Source organism: Parasphingorhabdus sp. DH2-15 (assembly GCF_051668705.1).
In the GTDB taxonomy this organism is placed as follows: Bacteria; Pseudomonadota; Alphaproteobacteria; order Sphingomonadales; family Sphingomonadaceae; genus Alterisphingorhabdus.
In genome coordinates this window covers 644,156-668,400 of sequence record NZ_CP196351.1, presented here as the reverse complement: position 1 = coordinate 668,400, position 24,245 = coordinate 644,156, and the positions used below count along the sequence as shown (strand labels likewise).

26 protein-coding genes and 1 tRNA gene are annotated in these 24,245 nt (G+C 50.6%); 11 read left to right on the top strand and 16 right to left on the bottom strand.

What is annotated here, in order from left to right:
- Positions 1-57: 57 nt before the first annotated feature.
- A complete protein-coding gene (locus ACR9YC_RS03205; RefSeq protein WP_438729748.1) occupies positions 58-1,092 on the top strand; it encodes a CaiB/BaiF CoA transferase family protein in 1,035 nt (344 codons plus the stop codon).
- A gap of 23 nt (positions 1,093-1,115) precedes the next feature.
- Complete coding sequence (locus ACR9YC_RS03200; RefSeq protein WP_438729745.1) at positions 1,116-2,108, top strand: bile acid:sodium symporter family protein; 993 nt, start codon at positions 1,116-1,118, stop codon at positions 2,106-2,108.
- A gap of 4 nt (positions 2,109-2,112) precedes the next feature.
- Here ACR9YC_RS03200 and ACR9YC_RS03195 read toward each other — a convergent pair whose 3' ends face one another.
- Complete coding sequence (locus ACR9YC_RS03195; protein ID WP_438729742.1) at positions 2,113-4,674, bottom strand: ABC transporter permease; 2,562 nt, start codon at positions 4,672-4,674, stop codon at positions 2,113-2,115.
- Positions 4,674-5,441: an ABC transporter ATP-binding protein gene (locus tag ACR9YC_RS03190; RefSeq protein WP_438729739.1), complete on the bottom strand. Its 768-nt coding sequence runs from the start codon at positions 5,439-5,441 to the stop codon at positions 4,674-4,676. The genes ACR9YC_RS03195 and ACR9YC_RS03190 overlap by 1 nt, the downstream gene beginning before the upstream one ends.
- Positions 5,442-5,484: 43 nt before the next feature.
- On the opposite strand from ACR9YC_RS03190, the gene ACR9YC_RS03185 reads away from it, so the two are divergent.
- Positions 5,485-6,228, top strand: a complete 744-nt coding sequence (locus ACR9YC_RS03185) for an arylesterase (protein WP_438729737.1) — start codon at positions 5,485-5,487, stop codon at positions 6,226-6,228.
- A 67-nt stretch (positions 6,229-6,295) separates the two neighbouring features.
- On the opposite strand, the gene ACR9YC_RS03180 is transcribed toward ACR9YC_RS03185, so the two are convergent.
- Complete coding sequence (locus tag ACR9YC_RS03180) at positions 6,296-6,526, bottom strand: hypothetical protein (RefSeq protein ID WP_438729734.1); 231 nt, start codon at positions 6,524-6,526, stop codon at positions 6,296-6,298.
- Positions 6,527-6,711: 185 nt separating this feature from the next.
- Between ACR9YC_RS03180 and ACR9YC_RS03175 the strand changes: the two genes are divergently transcribed.
- On the top strand, positions 6,712-6,993 hold the full coding sequence (locus tag ACR9YC_RS03175) for a hypothetical protein (protein ID WP_438729732.1): 282 nt from the start codon (positions 6,712-6,714) through the stop codon (positions 6,991-6,993).
- On the opposite strand, the gene recF is transcribed toward ACR9YC_RS03175, so the two are convergent.
- Complete coding sequence (gene recF / locus ACR9YC_RS03170; RefSeq protein WP_438729729.1) at positions 6,983-8,137, bottom strand: DNA replication/repair protein RecF; 1,155 nt, start codon at positions 8,135-8,137, stop codon at positions 6,983-6,985. The two genes, ACR9YC_RS03175 and recF, sit on opposite strands and share 11 nt — an antisense overlap.
- A 665-nt stretch (positions 8,138-8,802) precedes the next feature.
- Between recF and ACR9YC_RS03165 the strand changes: the two genes are divergently transcribed.
- Together ACR9YC_RS03165 and ACR9YC_RS03160 are read left to right on the top strand one after the other, a co-directional pair.
- A complete protein-coding gene (locus ACR9YC_RS03165) occupies positions 8,803-8,982 on the top strand; it encodes a PspC domain-containing protein (protein WP_438729726.1) in 180 nt (59 codons plus the stop codon).
- A 78-nt stretch (positions 8,983-9,060) separates the two neighbouring features.
- On the top strand, positions 9,061-9,903 hold the full coding sequence (locus tag ACR9YC_RS03160) for a hypothetical protein (protein WP_438729723.1): 843 nt from the start codon (positions 9,061-9,063) through the stop codon (positions 9,901-9,903).
- A gap of 39 nt (positions 9,904-9,942) precedes the next feature.
- Here ACR9YC_RS03160 and ACR9YC_RS03155 read toward each other — a convergent pair whose 3' ends face one another.
- The gene (locus tag ACR9YC_RS03155) at positions 9,943-10,311 is read right to left on the bottom strand and encodes a hypothetical protein (RefSeq protein WP_438729720.1); all 369 of its coding nucleotides are present in this window, start codon (positions 10,309-10,311) and stop codon (positions 9,943-9,945) included.
- Positions 10,308-11,063 carry a queuosine precursor transporter gene (locus tag ACR9YC_RS03150; protein ID WP_438729718.1) on the bottom strand — a complete coding sequence of 252 codons (756 nt, stop codon included), beginning with the start codon at positions 11,061-11,063 and terminating at the stop codon, positions 10,308-10,310. Before ACR9YC_RS03150 ends, ACR9YC_RS03155 begins: the two co-directional genes overlap by 4 nt.
- Before the next feature lie 68 nt (positions 11,064-11,131).
- Here ACR9YC_RS03150 and ACR9YC_RS03145 point away from each other — a divergent pair.
- A tRNA-Arg gene (locus tag ACR9YC_RS03145) sits at positions 11,132-11,208 on the top strand.
- Positions 11,209-11,368: 160 nt separating this feature from the next.
- A complete protein-coding gene (locus ACR9YC_RS03140) occupies positions 11,369-12,316 on the top strand; it encodes a M28 family peptidase (protein ID WP_438729715.1) in 948 nt (315 codons plus the stop codon).
- A 97-nt stretch (positions 12,317-12,413) separates the two neighbouring features.
- On the opposite strand, the gene ACR9YC_RS03135 is transcribed toward ACR9YC_RS03140, so the two are convergent.
- From ACR9YC_RS03135 to ACR9YC_RS03120, 4 genes are all read right to left on the bottom strand, one after another.
- A complete protein-coding gene (locus tag ACR9YC_RS03135) occupies positions 12,414-12,824 on the bottom strand; it encodes an MAPEG family protein (RefSeq protein WP_438729712.1) in 411 nt (136 codons plus the stop codon).
- 83 nt (positions 12,825-12,907) lie between these two features.
- Positions 12,908-13,390, bottom strand: coding sequence for a YHS domain-containing (seleno)protein (locus tag ACR9YC_RS03130; RefSeq protein WP_438729709.1), 483 nt, complete (start codon positions 13,388-13,390; stop codon positions 12,908-12,910).
- 247 nt (positions 13,391-13,637) lie between these two features.
- The gene (locus ACR9YC_RS03125) at positions 13,638-14,570 is read right to left on the bottom strand and encodes a cupin domain-containing protein (RefSeq protein ID WP_438729706.1); all 933 of its coding nucleotides are present in this window, start codon (positions 14,568-14,570) and stop codon (positions 13,638-13,640) included.
- A gap of 130 nt (positions 14,571-14,700) precedes the next feature.
- The gene (locus ACR9YC_RS03120) at positions 14,701-15,510 is read right to left on the bottom strand and encodes a ferredoxin--NADP reductase (protein WP_438729703.1); all 810 of its coding nucleotides are present in this window, start codon (positions 15,508-15,510) and stop codon (positions 14,701-14,703) included.
- 343 nt (positions 15,511-15,853) lie between these two features.
- Between ACR9YC_RS03120 and ACR9YC_RS03115 the strand changes: the two genes are divergently transcribed.
- Both ACR9YC_RS03115 and nhaA read left to right on the top strand, forming a co-directional pair.
- Entirely contained in the window at positions 15,854-16,831 is a 978-nt protein-coding gene (locus ACR9YC_RS03115) for an NAD(P)H-binding protein (RefSeq protein ID WP_438729700.1), read from the top strand.
- A gap of 294 nt (positions 16,832-17,125) precedes the next feature.
- The gene (gene nhaA, locus ACR9YC_RS03110) at positions 17,126-18,343 is read left to right on the top strand and encodes a Na+/H+ antiporter NhaA (protein ID WP_438729697.1); all 1,218 of its coding nucleotides are present in this window, start codon (positions 17,126-17,128) and stop codon (positions 18,341-18,343) included.
- Between the two features lie 28 nt (positions 18,344-18,371).
- On the opposite strand, the gene ACR9YC_RS03105 is transcribed toward nhaA, so the two are convergent.
- The 3 genes from ACR9YC_RS03105 to ACR9YC_RS03095 are packed head-to-tail and all read right to left on the bottom strand — an operon-like array spanning position 18,372 to position 21,612.
- The gene (locus tag ACR9YC_RS03105; protein WP_438729694.1) at positions 18,372-19,244 is read right to left on the bottom strand and encodes an S-methyl-5'-thioadenosine phosphorylase; all 873 of its coding nucleotides are present in this window, start codon (positions 19,242-19,244) and stop codon (positions 18,372-18,374) included.
- A gap of 38 nt (positions 19,245-19,282) precedes the next feature.
- Positions 19,283-20,389 (bottom strand): SO2930 family diheme c-type cytochrome, encoded by a 1,107-nt coding sequence (locus tag ACR9YC_RS03100; RefSeq protein WP_438729691.1) that lies wholly within the window; start codon positions 20,387-20,389, stop codon positions 19,283-19,285.
- A complete protein-coding gene (locus ACR9YC_RS03095; RefSeq protein ID WP_438729689.1) occupies positions 20,389-21,612 on the bottom strand; it encodes a parallel beta-helix domain-containing protein in 1,224 nt (407 codons plus the stop codon). Before ACR9YC_RS03095 ends, ACR9YC_RS03100 begins: the two co-directional genes overlap by 1 nt.
- Positions 21,613-21,748: 136 nt before the next feature.
- On the opposite strand from ACR9YC_RS03095, the gene ACR9YC_RS03090 reads away from it, so the two are divergent.
- A complete protein-coding gene (locus ACR9YC_RS03090) occupies positions 21,749-22,171 on the top strand; it encodes a DUF2147 domain-containing protein (RefSeq protein ID WP_438729686.1) in 423 nt (140 codons plus the stop codon).
- 36 nt (positions 22,172-22,207) lie between these two features.
- Here ACR9YC_RS03090 and ACR9YC_RS03085 read toward each other — a convergent pair whose 3' ends face one another.
- The 3 genes from ACR9YC_RS03085 to ACR9YC_RS03075 all read right to left on the bottom strand — a co-directional run bounded on the left by ACR9YC_RS03085 (position 22,208) and on the right by ACR9YC_RS03075 (position 24,221).
- The gene (locus tag ACR9YC_RS03085) at positions 22,208-22,618 is read right to left on the bottom strand and encodes a hypothetical protein (protein ID WP_438729683.1); all 411 of its coding nucleotides are present in this window, start codon (positions 22,616-22,618) and stop codon (positions 22,208-22,210) included.
- Positions 22,619-22,692: 74 nt separating this feature from the next.
- Positions 22,693-23,331 (bottom strand): TetR family transcriptional regulator, encoded by a 639-nt coding sequence (locus ACR9YC_RS03080; protein ID WP_438729680.1) that lies wholly within the window; start codon positions 23,329-23,331, stop codon positions 22,693-22,695.
- Positions 23,332-23,348: 17 nt separating this feature from the next.
- Complete coding sequence (locus ACR9YC_RS03075; RefSeq protein ID WP_438731567.1) at positions 23,349-24,221, bottom strand: crotonase/enoyl-CoA hydratase family protein; 873 nt, start codon at positions 24,219-24,221, stop codon at positions 23,349-23,351.
- Between the last annotated feature and the right edge of the window lie 24 nt (positions 24,222-24,245).

The window sequence follows — 24,245 nt, the reverse complement described above, 5'->3', positions numbered from 1 at the left end:
TTGACAAGATTGCACTGAGTGGCAATTCGCTGGACCATATATAGAAGGAAGCAAGATATGGCAGGCGCATTAGACGGTGTTACGATAGTTGAGATGGCAGGAATCGGCCCAGGACCATTTGCTGCTATGATGCTGGCAGATCATGGCGCCCGTGTGATCAGGGTAGAGCGACCAGGCACACCCAAAATGCGGGACATATTAAACCGCTCACGTGAAGTGATAGAGATTGACCTAAAATCCGCAAAAGGCATTTCCCAAGTGCGGGATTTGGTCAAGCAAGCGGATGGTTTGATCGAAGGCTTTCGCCCTGGGGTTATGGAACGGCTTGGTCTTGGGCCTGATATATTGCTGAGCGACAACCCTGCACTGGTTTATGGCCGCATGACCGGCTGGGGCCAAACGGGAGCTTATGCGCCTTATGCTGGCCATGATATCAATTATATCGCTTTGTCAGGGGCATTGCATGGTTATGGCCGCGCTGGCGAGAAGCCAACACCTCCCGTCAATGCTGTCGGCGACTTTGGCGGCGGCGGTATGATGATGGCATTTGGCATGGTTTCCGGCATTCTCTCCGCGCGGCAAACCGGAAAAGGACAGGTAATAGACTGCGCCATGACCGATGGTGCCGCATTGTTATCCGCCATGACCTATACATTTTTGGCAAACGGCCAGTGGCGTGACGAACGCGGAGTTAATCTGCTCGATACAGGTGCGCATTTTTATGACACTTTTGAAACCGCAGACGGCAAATTTATCTCTATCGGTTCTATTGAACCGCAATTTTATGCGGAGCTGCGCAAGCGCGCAGGCCTTGAAGACGATAGTGATTTCGATGCACAGATGGACCCCAGCCAATGGGGCCCACTCAAAGACAAGCTAACCGCCTTATTCCTTACCAAAAGCCGTGATGAATGGTGCGCCCTAATGGAGCATAGCGATGTTTGCTTTGCCCCCGTGCTAAGCCTGACAGAAGCGCCGCAGCACCCGCACAATAAAGAGCGGGAGACATTTATTACTGTTGACGATGTTCTGCAACCGGCCCCTGCCCCGCGCTTTTCAGCCACACCGGCTGCAAAACCGAAAATGCCCTAAGCGCAACAACCCAAGGATATATTTTGCTACAGCGCCTTATCCCTGATCGCTTCATTCTGGTGCTCAGCGCGACAATTGTCTTTGCCAGCTTTGCGCCCCTGCCCGCCAAATGGAATGATATGGGGCAGATGGTGGCTGGCATTGCCATTTTCTTTCTGTTTTTCCTCCACGGACTGCGCCTTTCGCGCGCGGATGTGGTGCGAGCGGCTAGCGACTGGCGATTGCAGGGGCTTATCGCACTGTTCGTTTTCGGCATCATGCCGCTTAGCGGTCTTGCTGCCTCTATCATGGCTGGCCCTTATCTGCCCGCAGGTCTGATTATTGGTATTATCTTTGCCGGCATTCTACCGACAACCGTGCAATCAGCGATCAGCTATTGCTCGATTGCTGGCGGCAATATTGCTGCATCAGTAATTGCATCGGCACTGCTCAACCTGTCTGCCATCATTGTCACACCCTTGCTGCTTATCCTGTTATCCGGATCAGCATTAGAAGGTAGCGGCGCGGAACTGGGCCCTGAATTTGCCATCAAGATATTTTCTATCCTGTTACTGCCCTTTTCACTGGGCCAGATGATGCAGCGCTGGCTAGGGGAATGGGCCAGCCGACGTTCCAAGATGCTGGGCATTATGGACAAAGCGGCCATCGCTATGGCGGTCTATATCGCCTTTGGCTCTGCGGTTGCTGGCGGTTTGTGGCAGGTGGTGGATGCCAGCGCCTTGCTGATTATCATCATGGTTGCCATTGCCATGCTGGTTGTGGCCTTTGGCGGTAGCTGGCTAGTTGGCACTTTGGCTGGTCTGGGCTTACAGGACCGCATCGCTTTGATGTTTTCAGGCTCGCACAAAAGCATTGCTACAGGTGCGCCCATGGCGGCGTTGCTGTTTCCCGGACCAGAAGGCGGCATGGTCATCCTGCCGGCTCTGGTTTACCATTTGCTGCAATTGATAATTTCGGCGCCTCTGGCCAACCGCTTAAACCAGCATGGCGAAACAACCCGCAAAATGGCGCTTTAGTAGACTATAAGTGGCGCAAAGCCTGTGCAGGTTTGGCGGATAGAACAGGCCATGATCCGACCAGTCCAATAATAAGTGTCAGCCCTGCCCCGCCAAATAATGTCAGCAAAACAATGGTCCAATCCGGCACAAAGCCGAACTCGAAAATCTGGGTCATGACATACCAGCTGGCGGTTAGTCCCAATGCCATAGCCACACCGGCTAGCACTAAGGACAATAAGCCATATTCCATGGCCTGAACTAGCAGAATCTGCCGCCTTGTCGCGCCCAGCGTTTTTAGAATAACGCTGTCATAAATGCGCGACTGGCGTGCTGCTGCAATGGCGCCAATCAATACAGCCAGACCTGATAATATGGTGATAGAGGCCGCGATACTGATCGCTGCTGCCATTTGCTGCAATATGGTGCGCACTTCGGTGATAATTTCGCTCACCTCCACCACAGTTGAAGATGGGAAAAGCTCCAATATAATGCCTGAAATCTGGCGCTCTAGCTTGCCATTTCCGGATTCCGACAGGCTGACGGTAGCAGCCAGGCTATGCGGTGCATCCGCCAATGCATTGGGCGAAAAGACCATGGTGTAATTAAAGCCTAATGTCTCCCAATTGACCTGTCGAAAAGACGAAATAGTCGCGCTGATCTCGCGGCCCAAGACACTGACTATCAATGTGTCGCCCAATTCAAGGTTCAATACCTGCGCCATCTGCGCATCAACCGATACCAGAGGCGGTCCATCATATTGCTCCGCCCACCATTCACCAGCTGCAATCTCGCTGCCCTGCGGCAGATCTTGCGAATAGGTTAGGCCGCGATCACCGTTTAAAAACCACGCGCCTTCGGGTAATTCTTCCAAATCAGCTACGCGCGTATTGGCATAGCTGATAATGGTGCCGCGTAGCGCTGGGACAGTGTTAATCTCTGCCTGTGGGTCGATTTGCGCGATACGATCACGCAGGATCGTTTCCTGATCTACGGGAATATCGAGCGCAAACAGATTGGGCGCACGTTCTGGAACAGAGCGGGTAATCTCATTGCTCAGGCTGGTTTGAATCGCAGCCAGCATAACAAACAAGGTCAACCCAAGGCCAAGGGCAACAACCAATGCGCCGGTTTGTGCGCCCGGCCTATGTAATCCGGCAATGGCCAAACGGACCAATGGCTGGCGTGAGCGCGGTAATATGCGCGATATCCAGCGTATCAGCCAACCCAATACCGCAAGGATGAGCAATATCGCTAAGGATGTGATCAAGAAGCCGCCCGAAAATAATGGATCGCGCGCAGTGATGATGACAAGCGCAAATATGCCCAGAAAGGCCAGAGCCGAAACCAGATAGATGCGCCAACCTGCGCCGCGCCCGGCATCGACCAACCCGCGAAACAATCCAGCAGCGGGGATGTGCCGTGCTCGCGCCAATGGCGGCACCGCAAAAATGACCGCGATCAACACGCCATATAATGCCGATGTCAAAAGCGGGATTGGGAAAATGCTAAAACCCGGCTGTACCGGCAATATATCGCCAGCCAAACCGATGATAATGGACGGGACAAAGGCACCAAGAGCAACACCGATAAAAATTGCTGCCGAGCCTACAGTGGCAATTTGCATCAAATATATGGCGGTAATATCACGCGAATGTGCGCCCAGAACTTTTAATGTGGCAATCGCGCTGCGTTTACCAGCCAGATAAGAGGCAACACCATTACCGACGCCAATGCCTGCGACCAACAAGGCGGTTAGCCCTACCAGACCCAAAAACTGGCCCAACCGTTCGATAAAGCGCGTAGTCCCGGGCGCCCCTTGGTCGCGGCTCTTAATCTCAAAACCAGCGATAGGGAAAGCACTTTCCAGCGACGCCACCATGGTCTGTAAATCTGCATTGGCGCTGGTGCGAATACGGTATTTGGCCTCATAAAGGCTGCCCGGCTGCACCAGACCAGTGCGCTCCAGCCCGGCAATCGAAACCAATGCCACTGGCCCCAGCGTAAAACCCTCGCCAATACGGTCCGGCTCCTCTGCCAAAATACCGGTGATAGTAAATTCCGCTGTGCCGAAACGCAGCCTATCCCCCAATTTAACATTCAGCCGGTCGACCAACCCTTCGCCGACAAAAATCTGATCCGCACTCGCCGGTCCATTAGAGCTTTTGCCATCCGCAAGAACCAACTGGCCATAAAGCGGATAAGCCTGATCAACGCCTTTCAATTCAGCCAAAACGCGCACTGTGCCAATATCATCATTACCGCTGGCCGATTTGCGCTGCGCGATGCTATCTGCTGGCAGTTGCGCCATTGCGCGCATTCTTACCGTATCGGAAACTGTGCCTAGCTCTTCCAGAGCAGCATGTTCTTCATCCGTGATAAGCCGCTGCGACAAAGCGACCTCTATATCACCGCCCAATATCTCTTGGCCGCGGTCCGTCAATTCCTTCGTGATAGCGGTTGTTAAGCTGCCTATAGCAGCCAGTGTTGCCACGCCCAGAAACAGGCAGATAAACAGCAGCCGAAGCCCACGGAAGCGGCCATTGAGATCACGCCGCGCTATGGTCCATAATTCACCAGCGCGCATTATGCGTGTCCGGCAGTGGTGCCAGATTGCACATCATCGGCTGCGAGCTGGTCATCCACAATCTGCCCGTCGCGCATAGTGATGATACGGTTGCAACGCCGCGCCAATGCTGCATCATGGGTGATGATGACCAATGTTGTGCCGCTCGACAAATGGCGTTCAAACAAAATGTCGATAATTGCCTCACCCGTCTCTTGGTCCAGATTGCCCGTCGGTTCATCAGCAAATAAGATATCGGGCGAAGAGACAATTGCGCGCGCAATAGCAACGCGCTGCTGTTCTCCACCAGAGAGCTGCGTTGGGTAATGGCCCATACGGTGCCCTAATCCGACCTTTTCGAGCGCATCACTGGCCCGCGCCCTGATGTCATTACCGCTATCCAGCTCCAATGGCACCATGACATTTTCCAAAGCTGTCATCGTCGGTAGCAAATGAAAGGCCTGCAAAATCACACCAATGCGTCCACGCCGCGTCTGCGCCAACTGGTCTTCATCCATGCCATTTATATTCTGTCCAGCCAGCAAAATCTCACCGCCACTGGCTTGTTCGAGACCGGTCAGCAATGCCATCATGGAAGACTTCCCCGAACCAGATGCGCCCAGAATTGCCAGACTTTCACCCCGTTTTATATCCAGATCAATGCCTTTCAATATCTCAACCGGAGCATCATTGCTGCCCAAAGTCAGGGTGACATTGCGGGCGTGGAGCACTATATTGTGCGCATCACGCGCTAAAGCTTCGGAGGCGGCCATTTCAGGGGCGGTCATTTGGCATTAGCTTTCAAAAATGGAAATAATTTCAGGACGTCACATGCCATATAAGATCAAATTGTTCCTGTACCAGTTGCCTTTGTTGTTATTGGTCGCTTGTGGAAGTCCTTCATCAGAAAGTCCGGCGAGTGGACAAGGGCAATCAGGCGATCGTGCGGCCAATCCTGCAGAGCTTGCCATTGTCAAAGGCCCCAAAAGCGCCGAAGAAGCCAAGCTGCTTGTGCTTGCTGTGGGAGACAGTCTTTACGCCGGTTACCGCCTGAACCGCGGGGAAGGTTTTCCTGAAGAATTGCAAAATGCGCTGTTTGATGCTGGGCTTGACGCCTTTGTATTTAATGCCGGCGTATCTGGAGACACCAGCGCAGCAGGCCGCAGCCGCCTTGACTTTGCTTTGGAGGGGCTGCCGCGCAAGCCGGATCTGGTGATATTGGGACTGGGCGGCAATGATATGCTACGCGGTATAGAGCCGGAGCAAACACGCGAAAATCTTGACGCGATGACACAGTCATTGCGCGAGAAGGATATTCCCGTAATTTTGACAGGCATGTTGGCCGCGCCGAATTTGGGGCCGGATTACGCCGCGCTCTTCAATCCTATCTATCCGACATTAGCGAAGAAATATGATACCGGGCTTTATCCCTTCTTCATGCAGGAAGTGATCGGCAACAATGCGCTGATGTTGGATGATGGCATTCACCCCAATGCCGAGGGTATTGACAAGATTACCAAGGCCATAGCCCCGCTGGTGATCGAGAAATTATCGGATATCACCAAAGACAAATAAGCGCGGCGCTCGGATCAGCTATATTGCTACCAGGCTGTGAAACTACGCCTGCCTGCTTATCTATTTATTATCTCTTTATATTGTCATTAAGCGCAATAAACACAGCAACCAATGCACCGCCGATCAAGCCAACGATAAACCCCGCAGATGGCTGACCAAAAGCAAAGCCGCCAAATATCGTGCCAAATATGGTGCCCAAGGCAATGAACACACCGCCTGCTGCAGTGGCGCGTTTGGGGCTCTCTTGCTTGGTTGGCGAATATGCGGCGCCGTCTTGCTTTTTTTGCTTATCATCCATGGAGGCTATTTGGGCCTTTTCCTCGTGCATTTCCAGCCCATTGCCGGAGAAGCGGAGAATAATCTGACAAAAACAGATATAAGATATCCATTTTGAAGATTAATTTTACATTCACTATATAAAGAAAAGCGATTGGAAGGGTTGTGTAGGTAACGAGTTTGTTCTCAACGTAACAAGGTGTGTTAATGTCTCAGTCCAAGTCTTCGGACCCGAAAGCCCCCGTCTCTGCAATGGGTGCAAAAACGGGCAATCTCATAAATCCTATGCCGGTATTTACTGACCGTATGGCTTATGATGAAGCTGATAATATGCTGACCATATTAGGGCAAAATGCGGCACTGCACGCAGCAGACAATGCAGATGACGCACGCGAACGCGGTAACCATATCCGCTTTTGCCATTGGCGTCAGGTCGAGCGATTGATTGTTATGCTGAGCGTGCAAAAAAGCTTTGGCACTATCCACTAAACGCTGAGACTATTCTGCCTGTCTCAACCTGAATGAAACGGCCATGGTCCGGCAATGCTGCGAACAAGCTGGCATCTGTGCCAGTCATCCATACTTGCATATTGCGCTGGGACAGTTGCTCGAACAAAGACGCCCGGCGCGACGCGTCAAGATGCGCCGCTACTTCATCCAACAATAATAGAGCGGGCAGACGCGGTCGGCGTTCAGCGACCAGCTCGCTATGCGTCAATGTCAAAGCGATCAGCATCGCCTTTTGTTGGCCAGTAGAACATGACGCAGCAGCTTCGCCGGTCTGGCGCATCACCACATGCATATCATCACGGTGCGGGCCATCAAGCGTGCGGCCTGCGGCTCTGTCTCTTGCACGCGCTGATCGCCAGACTTCGGTCAATGGGCGTTCAGTCCCATTCTTCAGATACTCACTGCGGGAAACGATGGACAGGCATGGTTTTGCAAAGCCGCCATTATGGGTTTCATCAAACATCGTCTCTAATTGTTCGACCAATTCACGGCGTCCCGATTCAATCGCCGCCGCATAGCGCTCCATCCGGCTTTCCAGCGCATCAAACCATAATGGGTCCATCATCTTACCATTAAGCCGCTCATCACTGAGCAAACGGTTGCGCTCGCGCATGGCGGCTTCATATTGCTGCACATAGCCCAAATGGCCAGGGCGGATGGCCGCTGTTAGCCGGTCCAGATAACGTCGCCGCGCGCCAGCGGTTTCTACAAATAATCTGTCATGCGCTGGAGTCAGCCAGTTCACCGTAAGATATTCGCCCAAGATATTCTGGCTTGCCTGACTGCCATTGATGCGCACCAGACGGCGACCGGGATGCTTTACATGCATGCCGGTGCCCAGCTTCACAGGACCAGCCGCGCTGCCAAGCGATGCGGAAACGGCAAATCCGCCCGCACCATCCCTGCGCGCAATCTCATTATTCGCCGCACTGCGCATGCCCCGGCCATGACTGAGCAGTGATAAGGCCTCCAATATATTGGTCTTGCCTGCGCCATTATCACCGGTCAGCACATTTAACTGTGCCAGACCATCTAACTGGCTTGCCGCATGGTTGCGGAAGTCAGTCAGACTAAGCGTCATCAATGCATGAAAAGCGTTATTCATATCTTTAGCAATAGGCATGGGCGGCCCATGCGACAATCATATTGCGGTTATTCTGCCCATCTTGTTCATCTGCAATTCATCAAATCCCAACATTCGGGAAATTTTCCCAATTTATAGGATTTTACAATTTATTATCCATAGTGAAAAATATGATGATTATATCTATGTATTTGATTTTAATATGTTTTAAAAAACTGGCACGCCTTCTGCATAGTATGGTTTGTCCAGAGAGGAAACAATCAGGACAGTTCAAAACCAAACCAAGGAGTAATGCAATGACCACATATTTCTCACAAATCGCTTTCACAACAACCATCATCGGCGTTGTTGCAATGTTCGCTTCATTCACCACCGTTCTTTAACAACACTCATCAAAAGGAAAATTCAAAATGCCCGCATATTTCTCACACATCGCTTTCTCAACGACCGTTATCGGCATCGTCGCAATGTTCGGTTCTTTCGTTTCCATCATCTAAATTTTAACTAACACGTTCAACCTGGAGGATATCATGAATACTACAATGATCGCACAATTCGCTTTCACCACTGTTGTCACATTCACCATCGTCACAACCGTTCTTTTCGCAGCTTCGATTTGACCGCGTGATATCATGACCAGTAAGAACAAAAAACCAAACTCGCTAAAAAGCCACAACATTACGAAAGACAAGGGAAACAACACGATGAGCAAGAAATTTCAACTCGACAAAGCCAATGCAAAGCTGATGGGCGTATGCAGCGGAATCGCCAACTGGTCAGAAATTGACGTTACAATGATCCGTATTCTTTGGGTATTGGCTGTATTGTTAGGCTTTGGCTCACCAATATTGATTTACATTCTGATCGGCCTGATCGCGGATTGATATCACTCCGTCCGAACCAACCAAAAGAGTACAGAATTTTATAAAGCCAATTGCCATATTTTATTCTATAAGGCGGATATGCACTATCCCATCAGAATAAAAAATATCGCAACCATTTTAACCAGCATGTTCTTCGCCGCGGTCTTGGCCTCTTGCCAGGCCGCTGGAAAAACGGAGCAAAGCGTCCCCTCCGCGAAACTTGGTCTTTCCAAGGCTGAACGCGGAGAGCGAACCGAGGTCACCGTGATCGGCATGATCCATAGTGGCCATCGCACATCGAGCAAATATCCGCTGTCGCTTATTAAAACAGTTGTTCGGGATATTAAGCCGGACATTATCCTCACCGAAATTCCGCCGAACCGCACTGCAGCGGCCTTGTCTTCTTATAAAGACACCGGAAAGGTAACCGAACAACGCACCCGCGCATTCCCTGAATATACCGACGCCATCATCCCGCTTCAGCAGGAATTGGACTATGTCATCAAAGGCACAGCCGCATGGACGCCTGATATTGCCTCAACCCGCCGCGCTGCGCTTAACCGCATCAGAGACAATCCTGGCCGTGCAGATCAATGGCAAGCCTGGCAAAAAGCGCAAAATACATTCCGCAATACATTAAACGGCCGCGGCGATGATCCGTTTTTCATCCATAGCAAGGCCTATGACCAAGCGGTCGAAGCGCGCTATCAGCCCTATATGCAATATTTTGAAACAGATATTGGCAAAGGCGGCTGGCAAAGCATTAACCGCGCCCATTGGGCCAATATCGCCGCTGAACTTGACGCCATTAAAGGTCAGGGCAAGCGCGTCCTCATCACCTATGGCGGTTTTCACAAATATTGGTTCTTGCGCGAGTTAGAAAAGCGTAGCGATGTAGCGCTCACCCCGGCCCTGCCCTATTTTGAAGCAGCCAATAATTAGAGCGCATTATGACGCGTGCAATCGCCTATGTTCTTTAGCCTAGCGCTCAGGCGTTAGCGGCTCAGCATGATGGCCACCCCACATTTTGATCGTCATTGCCATGATGATCGGGCCTGCCATTGTGTCAATCAAGTCGCGATAATGCCAAGGCCAGAAAATATCCTCCCAACCCCAATTGCGGATCGCAATCAGCTCATAAATATCCAGCACTTCACCCATCAGCGCTGCCACAGTCACCGCCAACAACGCCAACCATATCTTTCGGCGAAAGACTAACAGGACCAAAAAGAACACCATGAAGCCGACCAGAATGTGCAGGGCCTGTTTATCAAAGCCCAGACTGTCCTCCAGCAATTGCTTACCCTGTTGAAATGGGCCCAGCGTGGTCGCCGACCAGAACCAGTTCACTTCAGGTCCGTTTTGAACGGCGTGAAACTGGTATTATCATCATAGACATCAATACCTTCCGCCTTTTTTAAACGGCCAACCACCACATAAGTGACGGGCGTCAACAGTGCTTCCCACAATACTTTCAGCCCCCAATTGGTCACCATCACGGTCAATACAGCCGTGCTATCCCACACGCCCCAAAAAGCCAGAGGGTAAAAGATCATGCTGTCCACGCCCTGCCCGACAATGGTCGAGCCGATGGTGCGGCTCCACAAGGCTTTCCCCTGTGTCCATATCTTCATGCGTGCCATGACATAGGAATTGACGAATTCACCGGCCCAGAATGCGACGATAGAGGCAAATACGATACGTGGAACTTGCCCAAAAACGCTCTCATAGGCGGCTTGCCCGTCCCACACATCTGCCGGCGGCAGTGACACCACGACCCAGCTCATAAACGCCATGAACAGCATGGCGCCAAAGCCAGCCCAAATAACCCGCCGCGCCCGCGCATAACCATAAATCTCTGTCAGAACATCACCAATGACATAGCCCAGCGGGAAGAACAAAATGCCCGCGCCATACACCCATTGCTCGCCATCAATCTCCCAATAGGTCAGCTTTGCCGCACCAATGATATTGGATAACAGCAAAATGGCCACAAAAGCCGCCATAACAAAGTCATAATAGCGGAATTGGTGGGTCGACAGATCAAGGCCGTCACTGCGCGTCAAAACACGCTCAGGCGTAGCGGAATCATTATCAGGCATGGATATGCAATATCGCAGTTGGCGCGCGATGCAAATATGGCTATGAGCCAAAATGCGAAATGCACTTAGCGCCCGTAGCTCATCTGGATAGAGCGCGAGACTTCTAATCTTGAGGCAGCAGGTTCGAGTCCTGCCGGGCGCACCATTTTTCTCTCTCGCGATAATTCGCTGCGCTCATATCTCCGAGGGGCGGGCTACCGCCCGGCGGCCGGTCGGCCTTGCGATCCTTGTGGGTTCGATGTCGCACTTCCTAGCGCGCCATTTCTTTATTTCCCTGCCCTCGGAAGTAGAATAGGGAATGCACTATGCGTTTTACCATTTTATTATCAGCCATGGCCTTGCTGCCTGTGAGTGCCTGTATCGCTGATGCACCGCTTCAAGCTGGTGGAAGCAATACAGCCCAGCCTACAGATATTTTAACGCCGGTCCGAATTACGGAGATATTATCTGCCGACGATATGCAGGGCCGTCTGGCTGGTGAAGAGGGAGCCGCCAAGGCGCGTATATTTTTGGTGGAGCAGCTTCGTCGGCGCGGCCTCACGGTTTCCGAGCAGGGTTTTACCTTTCTCAATAGCCAAGGTGAAGTGAAGAACGGCATCAATTTGCTGGCGCGTATCAACGGCAAGAATTCGGCTTCAGCCATGGTTATTACTGCGCATTATGATCATGTCGGCATCATTGATGGTGAGACATATAATGGCGCAAGTGACAATGCCACGGGTGTTGCAGGTGCCTTTGCCATTGCCGATCAATTTTTGGCAGAAATGCCCGAAAATGATGTGATTATCGCCTTTTTAGATGCGGAAGAACCGGGCCTTTTTGGTGCCAAAACTTTTGTCAAACAACGTGCATTCATCGGCAGTGATATCGCCTTCAACATTAATCTGGATATGATAGCAGGGTATGAGCAAGATGCACTTTATGCCTCAGGCAGCTATCACAATCCGCAATTGCTGCCATTGCTCACAACATTGGCGCAGGACGCTCCGATAAATGTCAAACTAGGGCATGATCGACCGGAACAGGGCGCGGATGACTGGACTTTGCTGTCCGATCATGGCCCCTTCCACAATGAAGGGATACCATTTATCTATTTCGGGGTTGAAGATCACAAATATTATCACCAGCCGGGCGATACATTTGACACTTTACCCAAAGAGTTTTTTGCTGGCGCATTGCGCACTGTTGTCATGGCCGCACAGGCTATAGACCGGCAATTAAAGACTGCAGCTACCAAGCCACCTAACGATTAAGGCATAGTCCTAAACCAAACGGGGTCCACATATCCGCATCACCAGTAGCGAAAGACAGATAGTGAACCCCTTCATGGAGAAGGTATATGCAAAAAATTTACATGATGGTCATGAAGCCAATCGCCAGAACTGCTGCCCAAGAAACCAAGTAAATTGGGGTCCGCAAGCCAGGAATGCCAGCAATATAAACAACGGCATGAGCGAGCCGTGCAAAGAAGAAAATCTGTGCCCAAGTGCCAATTTGCGCCATGTTCACTGGATCACCTAGCGACAATGCAGCAACAGTCACTGCGATAAATGCTGGCATGGTTTCCACCATATTGAGGTGAGCACGTTTTGCACGTTGTGCCCATAGTGGCGCCTCAGGCTCTTGGGCCGGAAAGCCTTCTGGGTAATTGTGTAGAAATGTTGGTATCCCCCAAACAAAGACCCGCGCCAGAATATAGGGTGTCCAAAGCAGAATAGTGAGTAGACCGCTAAGAGCGAGATAATAAATGACTGTTTCCATAATATATGCTTCCAATGTTTAGGGATAAAATTTGCAGTGCCAATATTTGACCCGGAAGATATGTCCTCCGGGCCAGATATGGTTTACAATTTGGTCGCTTCGGTGCTGCGGATCGCTTTCCATTGCGCCTCTGCTTTGGCAATCGTGCCAGCAGGGTCTTTTTGATAGGCGTTGAAGATATCTTCGCTCAAAAAGACATATAGTTTGCCGTCACGAACATCGGCCCAGCGTGGGTCACCATCAAACTTCTTGCCAACGGATACACCAAAGGTGCAGAAACCGCCATTTTGCGGGAGGAATTTGGCTGGAGAGGCAGAAAAAGTATCGAGGTTTTTCTGGCTTGAGAAATAATATGCCACGCCGTCATGCACAGCGGTAAACTTCGCAGAACCTTCGATACGGTTGCCTGTGCCGATAAAAGCAACGACATCAACACCGTGCAATGCCAAAGGTGCGCTTGCTGCTGTCAAACCTGATGATACATTATATTCGTCAGCAGCTAGCGCTGCGCCTGCGGTAAGTGTCGTCAAAGCTATAGCTGCAGTTAATGTGACTTTTTTCAACATATTCATATTCCTATTCAAAAGGTAAGGAGCGCCAACATTATGCGATGAGTGGGGGGGACAGGGTTCTGGTCATCATCACCGATTATCACAGCAGTGGATTATGGCAGACCAGATCATCATCACATGTTTAGCGCTCCTTTATGGTGCTTGATAATCGATAAGTCCGAGTTACTCCTGCTACGCAAAATAACAAGATTAGCACGCTAGATTAGGACGTTACGTCAAAACCCATGGACGATATGTAGATTCAGCGCACTGCGCGTCTATGTGCACTGGGCGGGTCACCAAATTTTCCTGCGAAAGCCCGCGTAAATGCTGCACCGGAATGATAGCCAGTTTTTGCAGCCACCTGTTTGATGCTAAGTTTGTTACCTTCCAATAAAGACAATGCTTTTTGCAAACGCCAGTCTGATAGATATGACATCGGCCCCTGCCCCATCGTTTGCGCAAAGCGATCGGCAAAACTGCTGCGCGACATACCTACTTCTTTAGCAAGAGAATTGACCGACCATGTATTGGCCGGATCCTGATGCATTAAAGCCAAGGCCCGGCTAATATAGGGGTCGTGAAATCCTTTTAATGACAGACCATTATATCGCTGATCTTCATTCTCGATCGCTATCCTTATCAACTCAATAAACATAGCCTCGGATAACCGGCGAATCGAACTGTTCAGCCCGCTTGTTTTTGAGAGTGTCTGACGACTAACCAAGCGCAATATATCATCCAGCCAAGGATTTTCGGCACGTATCGCAGATGTAATCAGAATATAATCCTGCATATGCCGTAATATGGCATGATCTGCTCTATTACGGAAAGAGAAGTGGCCGCATATCATGCGTGTACTGGCATCTGGATCACCTTCCCCAATCACCAATACGCCTTGGCCATCATAGCCATTGTCTTGCAATACTTTTTCCAATGATGGCGGCTGCGTAACAGGCGCATCAGATAGGCTATGGGTTTGACCATTGGGGATTAAGATTAAATCTCCTGCGTGCAAGGTCACATGTTGATTATCGGGCAATTCAACACAGCACTTGCCTTGTACAACCAAATGGAAACGTGCAGCGCCTGTCAGAACGGGAACCTGAACCGACCATGGTGGGGAAAAGTCGGTCCGAAAATACAATGCGCCCTTGAGATCAAGGGTATCTAATATATCGTCTAAAACATCCATGGCTTGCTCCAATATTCTCTATAAGCCCCAATATATTGGCTAATATGAAAATTTTGAAGCACAAGTTTACCCAAAAGTCCAGAATACCTTGTACATTCTGGTTATTGGCAAATGTAAATATGCATGATTATTAGCCGACAAAGGCACGTTCTATGACATAGCCGCCTGGCTTCGCGTTGGAGCCTTCGGCAAAACCCAAATCATCAAAATATGCAGAGAATTGCTTAATCATGTCCATACTACCGCACATCATGATGCGGTCAGTCTCTGGGTCGAATGTGGTGGGGCCTCGAACGGGATCTGCAAACAGACTGCCATTGTCTATCAGCTTATCAATACGCTGATTAGTACGGAAATCTTCGCGTGTTACTGTTGGGATATAATGGAATTGCAGCAATGCCTCGTCCTGTACCAACGGATCGCCTGCCAATTGCGCCGTCATCTCGTCATAATAGGCCAAATCACTAACGCGGCGCACACTGTGCACCACAATTGCCTGCTCAAAGCGCTCATAAATATCGGGGTCACGCATGATGCTCAGAAACGGGGCCAAGCCTGTTCCTGTAGACAGCATGAAAAGTCGCTTGCCCGGCAACAGCGCATCAGAAACCAATGTGCCGGTCGGTTTACGGCCAAGATAAAGCTGGTCGTCAGTGCGAATTTTCTGCAAACGAGAAGTAAGCGGGCCATCATCAACCTTGATGGACAGAAATTCCAGTTCGTCAGAATATGATGGGCTGGCAATAGAATATGCCCGCACCAAAGGCTTGCCATCAACCGGCATACCCAACATCACAAATTCGCCTGAGCGAAAACGGAAACTGCGCGGGCGGGACACTGCAAAACTGAAAAGCCCGTCATTCCAATGCTTGACCCATTTGACATGAACAGTCTCAAAAGCTGTCGCATCTGGAATGATCGCCGGGGGTCTGGTTTCCATATTCACTGTTATAATTCCTTATCAAATACGCAGCTATTTGCGCACTGACCAAATGGCCGTTTGCTGGCCATGAGCGTGTTGTAGATAATATGATCTATGCCATCCGCCAATTTGGCGCATTTCATCAAGGGCGCGGTTCGCATAGGCTGCTTGCCGCAATTATGATGTGCAAAGAACGTACAAATATGCGTTTGTATCCGCCGCATTTAAGAATTGCCGATTGCACATTCCAGAAATACTGTCTTTCAACCCTGCAAGCTGGCTTTTCCCGTTGCAGTATCACAGCAATTCTGTGACCTTGCTGTTCAAAGCGCGCCTTGCAGCTGTTTGACGGAAAGCAAAGATGAAAAATATCATGGTCTTCGGCGCATCTGGGACAATTGGCCGCGCTGTTGTGCAGGCATTGTCGCAGCGCGGATATAAGGCCATTGCGATAATGCGGCCTGCCCATTCCGACTCTGCCCATAATCCCAATATGTTACTTGACGTAGAGAATTGCGAAACCGCCCATCTGGATATTTTTGATGCGCAGCAGCGCAATGATTGTATGAAAACCCATCAACCAGTAGCAATTATCTCCTGCCTTGCCTCCCGGACAGGAACCCCTGCTGATGCACAAAAAATCGACCTTGAAGCGCAAACGCTTATTTTAGACAGCGCAAAGGCCATGGGAATTGCACAGTTTATTCTCTTATCCGCTATTTGTGTGCAGCGTCCCCAATTGGCTTTTCAAAAGGCAAAGCTGCTCTTTGAAAGCCGGTTAGCCGATTCCGGTCTGGCTTATTCTATCGTGCGGCCAACGGCATTTTTCAAATCGCTTTCCGGACAGGTTGCCAGAGTGAAAGCGGGCAAGCCCTTTCTGGTATTTGGTGATGGCAAACTGACATCGTGCAAGCCGATAAGTGACCGCGATCTGGCACATTTCCTGGTTGATTGCCTTGATGACGAGCAAAAGCACAATCAGATTTTGCCCATTGGCGGCCCTGGCCCACCCATCACACCACTGGATCAAGCAGAAGCGTTGTTTACATTTACCGGCAATGATCCAAAAATACGCCATATTCCCTTATGGTTTTTGAACGGCCTGATTGCTCTGCTCCGTCTTGCCGGATTAATATTTCCGGCAGCAGCGGAGAAAGCCGAGCTGGCAAAAATCGGTCGTTATTATGCTACCCAGTCTATGCTGTTATGGGACGATAAAGCCCAATGCTATGATGCCGAGGCAACACCATCCTATGGCAGCGACCATTTGTTTGAACATTATCAGCATGTGATATCCGGCACAAAGCAGGTTGATCTGCGCGATCATGCCATTTTTTGAAACGCTCAGCGTTCACCATCATTATCGATTTTGCCGCCATGGATAAGCAGCATAAGAAATGAGCAAGTCGATTGTTTTTTTCTATCGCAAAACTGATTTTTTTATATTCGACTAAATGAGACAATATCACCATATCACTCTCAACAAAGAGATTACCTTCCCTTGCACCGATTATCCCTTTCCCGGTGCATTCAACTGGTGCGGAGCTGCGATATCCCCTATGCACTCCCAAAGTCGTCTGTTCCGCACCATTATTTTCTATTATGGCTGTAGTAAGCAGATGGAGAGAAAACTGTGGCCGGTTATAATGATGAAGCCGAAGAGTTCTTCCTGAAGGATTTTATCAATAAGGAAAGCGCCGCTGGTCTTATCTTGATCGCGGCTGCCATCATGGCGCTTATCATCGCCAACACATCGCTCTCTGCTGGCTATCAAGATCTGCTCAACTTACGCATCGTCATGATATTGGGCGACTTTTCCATCGATAAAACTGCATTACTATGGATCAATGATGGCCTGATGGCGCTGTTCTTTTTTCTGATCGCCTTAGAGGTCAAGCGCGAAGTGATGGTTGGGCAGTTTCGCGATAAACAAGCCGCCCTTTTCCCGCTAGTTGCGGCGATTGGTGGCATGGTTATACCCGCATTGCTGTTTGTCGGTCTTAACCTTGGCAATAGTGCCACAATCAATGGTTGGGCTGTCCCCGCCGCGACAGATATCGCTTTCGCTTTGGGCATATTGGCGCTTATGGGCAGCCGCGCGCCGATGATGCTCAAAACATTGCTCCTTGCCATCGCCATCATTGACGATATCGGTGCCATATTGATTGTCGCATTATTCTATACCGAAAATATTGCGCTAACACCGCTCTGCGTGGCACTCATCCCGCTGGTTGGCTTGATATTGGCAAACCGTTTAGGCGTTGCCAGCACTGCACCCTATGTCATTCTCGGCACAATCCTATGGGTCTGCATATTGAAATCCGGTGTGCACGCAACCATCGCTGCAGTTATTACTGGCTTCATGGTCCCGCTCTATGTGCGCGGGGAAGAGCCTTTGGAGCGCATTGAACACGCACTGCACCCATGGGTCGCTTTCATGGTGCTCCCAATTTTCGCTTTCGCAAATGCAGGGCTTGTTTTCGGCGCAAACACATTGGATGGCATCAGTTCGAATCTCAGCCTGGGTATTATTGCTGGTCTGGTCATCGGCAAACCTATCGGCATCTTTGGCTTATCATGGCTTGCTGTACGTATCGGGCTGGTGAACAAACCTGATGGGCTAAGCTGGATGCAGATTTTGGGATTGTCTTGCCTTGCTGGTGTCGGCTTCACCATGAGCCTGTTCATTGGCGGCTTGGCTTTCTCAGACCCCTTGTTGATTGAACAGTTAAAACTGGGCGTGATTGTCGGTTCTACTGTCTCTGCTCTGCTGGCAGTAGTGATATTGGCTTATGCCGCCAAACAGCGCAGCACGTTGAGCGCTAACAACAGCATCATCACCCAAGGCTGATATAAGCGTCTATACCGGCGGCCTTTGTCTATTTGCTCAGAACACGCCCTGCCACGGCATCCAACTTCGCCAATGTTTGTGGATCGCGGGCTTCTGGCGCGGTAATAAGAGCGAAATCTAGGCAATTATCTATGGGACATGCAGATCTGCTCTGCGGCAGATTTTTAGCAAGGTTGATGACCAATTGCCGCGCCTTTTCTGCATTAGCACCCATTTGCGCAATAACCGCTTCTACTTCCACGGCATCCTCGCCCTCACGCCAACAGTCATAATCGGTCACCATGCCAACCAGTGCATAAGGCAGCTCTGCCTCACGTGCCAGCTTCGCCTCTGGCATAGCGGTCATGCCGATGACATCTGCGCCCCAATTGCGATACATATGGCTTTCAGCGCGTGATGAAAATTGCGGCCCTTCCATAGCAAGATAAGTGCCGCCACGATGTGTCGCTGCGCCTGCTTCGCGTGATGCAGCCTCGGCCAAATGAGACAATCTGGGACATACGGGGTCAGCCATGGAGACATGTGCAACCATTCCAGTGCCAAAAAAGCTAGACGGGCGCAGGTGTGTGCGGTCAATAAATTGGTCGACAATAACAAATTTGCCCGGCGGCAATTCTTCCCGCAATGATCCAATGGCAGAAATGGCCAAAATATCCGTGCAACCAGCCCGTTTCAAAACATCAATATTTGCCCGTGCATTCACCTCGCTGGGCGGAATAGCGTGCCCCGCACCATGGCGCGGCAGAAAAACGAACTTTACGCCATGGATATAGCCAATGATGACAGAGGAGGACGGCGCACCAAAAGGGCTTTCAATCGCTATTTCCTGCACATCGTCAAGGCCTTCAATCGCATAAAGGCCCGAACCACCAATGACACCAATTGTCCATTCGCTCATCATTATTTCTCGCTGATTATCGGCCCGGATGGGCGGAGGGGTTATTCCGGTTTGGCAGAGCTGTCCATGGCGTCAATCCATGCACCTATCAAGGCCAAACCAGCCTCATCATTAACATTTCGGCCCAGTTCCGGCATCGCGATGCCTGGCTCTATCGAGCCCATGCGATAAAGCATAATCGACTGGTCAGCATGACCCGGCGCGATGGCAAAGTCACGGCCGCCGCTGCCACGGCCAGCCGCAACAGGGCGTTTGCCAATACCAAGCGCGACAGCATTGTCTTCCTGATAGGTCAGAAACAGGCCGGAATTGCTCGCTGGACCCTTGCGATTATGGCAATGAGAGCAATTGATATCGAGATAGGCGCGCGCACGATCTGCTAATGGCGCCTGTGCATCAATGGCGGGCATCACAGGGTGGTCAGGTAATATGTCCGGCAAAACACCAGCCTTTTGCAATCGCGCTATCTGCCCCGGCCCATCGCCATTATTAAGATTGCGCAATTTGGGACCGATAGGTGTGACGATGTTGTCAAGCGAATGGCACCCTTTGCACTGGTTCTTATTGGGCACGGCATAGCTGATTTGTTGGCGACTACCATCAGGCAATGTAGCGTCCACCATCATCCGCCGACCACCCAAGGCCAGCTTGGCATCGCTGCGGTCTTCATTCCATATATAAGGCAGCGCAACCCAGCCCTCTGGCCGGTGCAGCAAAAGCCGTGTTTCCACGGACTTAAAAACACCTTCTGCATCAGGATAGCCAAATGTTTTGACCAATACGCTGCCCACCGGCAACTGCACTACGGCATTAATGTCATCAACCCCGACATCACTGCCTACAGGCACATAGATTAGGCGCTTTTTCTGCGCATAGTCAGAGAAAAGCGCCGCGTTCAAAGCATATGGGTGGACATTATTGGCTGGCTCTAATGCTGTGAGATCAGCAAACAGCCCAAATTCTGACAGGTTACGCACATAGCCACCATTTAAGATCGCCTCTTCATTGACGCTTTGGTTATTGGCTGCTGGCGGTTGGGCCGCATCCATATTATCGCCGCCAGACAAAGCCGGCAGCGCCATCATAACCAAAGACGCCAACATAACGGTACGGATAAGCGATTTTGTGATCACAGAATTGCGCGCCATTAGCGAATTTTAGCTTCCATAGCTTCAGGCATGATGATGGCAGGCAAGTTAAGAGTAACCTTCGATGCTGCCACTATGGCAGGCTGTGCCTCGTTAATAGGCTGTGATGATGTCGTCAGTCCAAGCGACAGAAATGGCACTGGGTCGGAAGAATTCACATTGGCGGCCTCGCCCTCTACACCATCCCAAATGATCGGCGGAACCGCGCCGCCCAATGCTGCGGCCAATTGCGTACCGCCGGGAAAGGCCGGAGCATATCCCGCTTTGCCATGTTTGTTCTGGTCGACCCGCACATTGCGAGCAACCGGCTGATAATTGGGATCATCAAATTTCTGCTGATAGCCAACCACAATCACATTGGCAGAGCTGTTATTATCAAACACATTACCGAAAATCTCTACATCGCGATTGGCGATAACCATCACACCGCTGCCCATCGGTACACTGGCAACAATATTGCCGGCCGGCGCGAAATTGGGTGTGTCATTATCAGTGACACGATTGGAGAAAACCCGGACATTATGACCGCCTTGTTGTGGCAAATTGGGCAGATCAAACACCAATATGCCGCCCGTATTGTGCATGGCGATATTGCTATGCACATCCGCATCAAAGCTATTCTCAATCTCAATACCGGCGACATTAAATAATGCCGTACTATTGCGCACGATAATATTGCGTGACTGACCAACATAAATACCCGCATCTGATGCGCCGATAACAACAGCCTTATCAACCAGCACATTTTCGGATTCTACCGGATAGATGCCATAAGCGCCGTTGCTGGTCTTTGGTCCGCCCGTCCATTCAACGCGCAGATTATAATAGACAATATTATCGGCACCTTTCGACTTAATGCCATCGCCCTTTGTATTGATCAGCGCAAAATCACGCAGCATCACATTATCCGATGTCACCAATAGCCCTTCACCACTGCCTTGCTGGCCGGTAAAATCCAATACGGTTGCATCTGGGCCAGCTCCGCGCACGGTGACACCATCAACATCTAGCGACAAGCCGTCACTCAGCACAAACTTGCCTTTGCCCAAAATAATCTCATCGCCTGTCTCAGCAAGGATCAACGCTTCCTGAAGCCGCTCCTGCGCTCCATCTTCTGCCGTGACATTGATTGTTTTTGCCATTGCAGGGCTGGCGATGAGCGGGGCTGCCAAAGCCACCGTAAAAACTGTCATGAAAGACGGCGCGAAAGAAAATTTTACCATTGTTGCATCCCCGAAATGTAATTATTGAACAGCGACGGCCTAATTACGGGGTAGGAACCCATATTCGGCCATTTCTCATTCATAATATATGCTATAACAGATGAGGAAAGTTTGGCAAAAACAACGGGAATATTTGATGCACAACAGCTTAAAGTTTTTGGTAATGGCAACCGCCATAGTCAGTGCAACGCCGGCACATGCTGCACCTGCGCCAGTAACTGGCAAATGGATCACAACAGAAGGTGATTCCGTCATTACAATATCCCAATGCGGCAAGACCGTATGCGGCCGTATCTCCAAAATACTGGTTACTACACCAGATGCCAATCTCAGAGATGTCAACAACCCCAACCCCAAATTACGCAGCCGTTCAATTGTCGGTTTACCCATCTTGACCCAGTTTACGCCGGACGGAAAAAAATGGCGTGGCAAGATTTATGACCCACGCAATGGCAAGCAATATCGCTCTATTCTAACATTGCTAAAAAATGGCAAGTTGAAGGTTGAAGGATGCATCGCATTTTTTTGCCAGAGCCAATATTGGACGCGGGCAAAGTAAAACCTAAACCCGTCATAATGCGGCTTAAGATTGCGACTAACCGCCAACCAAAATACGGTGCTTCACCATCTTCTTGCGTATAGCGCGCAGTCTTTTGGTGGTTTGAATCAAATTGCTGGTTAGTTTTGCGGGCATGAATGTTTCACCAGCATTTCGGCATGCCAATTGGTTATCTGGCCTATGCAGGTTTTTTAGGCGCATTTTTTCCTTTTCATAACCCAAATATTGGTCAGCCTCAGCCAGGATAGAAATGATTTCCCTGCGCATTCTTGAGATGCCGCTGTCATGCAGGTCAAAAGCCGTGGGATCCAGCTTAGCCAGATAAGCAAACATGGCGCGCCGGCATTCAGTAACCTTAGCGCTTGCCCCTGCCGCCATGGCGTCTTTCAATGCGCTGCGGTGCTCCGCCAACTTATAGCAAAGGGCCTGATGGTCGCTTGGGGGCATTGTATTGTGCACATAGCTCTAAACGACAGACCAAAAGCTAAGTTTAGGGCTATTGTTGCAATATCAGAACGAACCTACACCAAAATACCGCGCATCATGATGTCTTCGACCTGATCAGCATAGGAATCGCGCATCTCCGGGGTAACCGTTTCCTGATCAAAGCAATGGCGCAAAACCAGCCTTGCCGAAAAGAAGCGGTCAGCAGTACCTGTCACCATGAAGTAAAAAAGCTGCGGGTCTGTTTTGCGGAAAATCCCTTGTGAGACACCTTCGTCAATCAGCTTGTCATAGGCTTGTGACAATGGGCGCAGATAATCATCGGCAATTTTTGCTGCGTCTTGCGGCGCGGCATCGCGCACCAAACGCATCAAAAGACGATTGAGATAAGGGCAATCATAATATGTCTGTATCGCCGCACGTATATGTTTGCGTAGCTTCACGTCCGGCGCCATGTCTTTGGCCAGCAACGCATCGACGCTGGCCAAAATACGGCGCATATCGCTATCCAGCAGGGCAAGCATCAGGCCCTGTTTGTTGCCGAAATAATATTTCACCAACGCACTGTTTAACCCTGCACGCAAAGACAATTCACTTAGCGATATATCAATCGTGTCACCATCGCGCATAATCTCGCGCGTGGCAGACAGCAATTGGTCGCGGGCATTGCCGTTATCGGCTTTATCGTCATTGCCGGCCTGGGTCGATTTTATCATCTGCTCACTCATGGCCTTTATTGATAGTCCGGTTCTTCCCACCAAGGGAAGAAGTCAGGCATATCTGTCGACACCTTATCGGGATAGATAGGCGCACGCTTTTCCAAAAAGCTGGCAATACCCTCTTTTGCATCGCCCGCTCTCGCGCGTGTGAAGATAGCGCGGCTGTCCACCCGGTGCGCCATCATCGGATGTTCGGTCGCAGAATTGCGCCACAGCATGGCGCGGGTAAGCGCGATGGAGACGGGCGCCGTATTATCGGCGATTTCACGGGCCAACGCTGTTGCAGCAGGCAGCAAATCCTCTGGTGCATGCACCGAACGCACCAACCCACCTGCTAAAGCCTCGTCCGCCTTGAACACGCGCCCTGTCATGCACCATTCCATTGCTTGCTGCATACCCACAAGACGCGGCAAAAACCAGCTCGATGCCGCTTCGGGCACAATACCGCGCCGCGCAAAGACAAAGCCGAAACGGGCATTGGTGCTGGCCAGCCTAAAATCCATGGGCAGCTGCATTGTCGCGCCAACGCCTACCGCAGCACCATTGACCGCCGCGATAACCGGTTTCTTACATTGAAAAATCCGCAAGGTCAGCCTGCCCCCGCCATCGCGCACGCGGCTGTCAGACAGATCGGTTATATCGTCACCACTGGCAAAGACTTGCCGATCATCATCTGGCGTAAGATCGGCACCAGCACAAAAGGCTCTGTCTCCACTACCCGTTACAATGATCGCGCGAACATCATCATCGTCATCCGCAGCATCAAAGGCCGCGCACATTTCCTGCTGCATGGTGCCGGTATAGGCATTCATCTTTTCAGGCCGATTCAGGGTAATAGTGGCGATGCCATCCTTCACCGCGTAGAGAATTTGCGTATAATCTGCCATCATTACCCCCTGTTTTGGAACTCG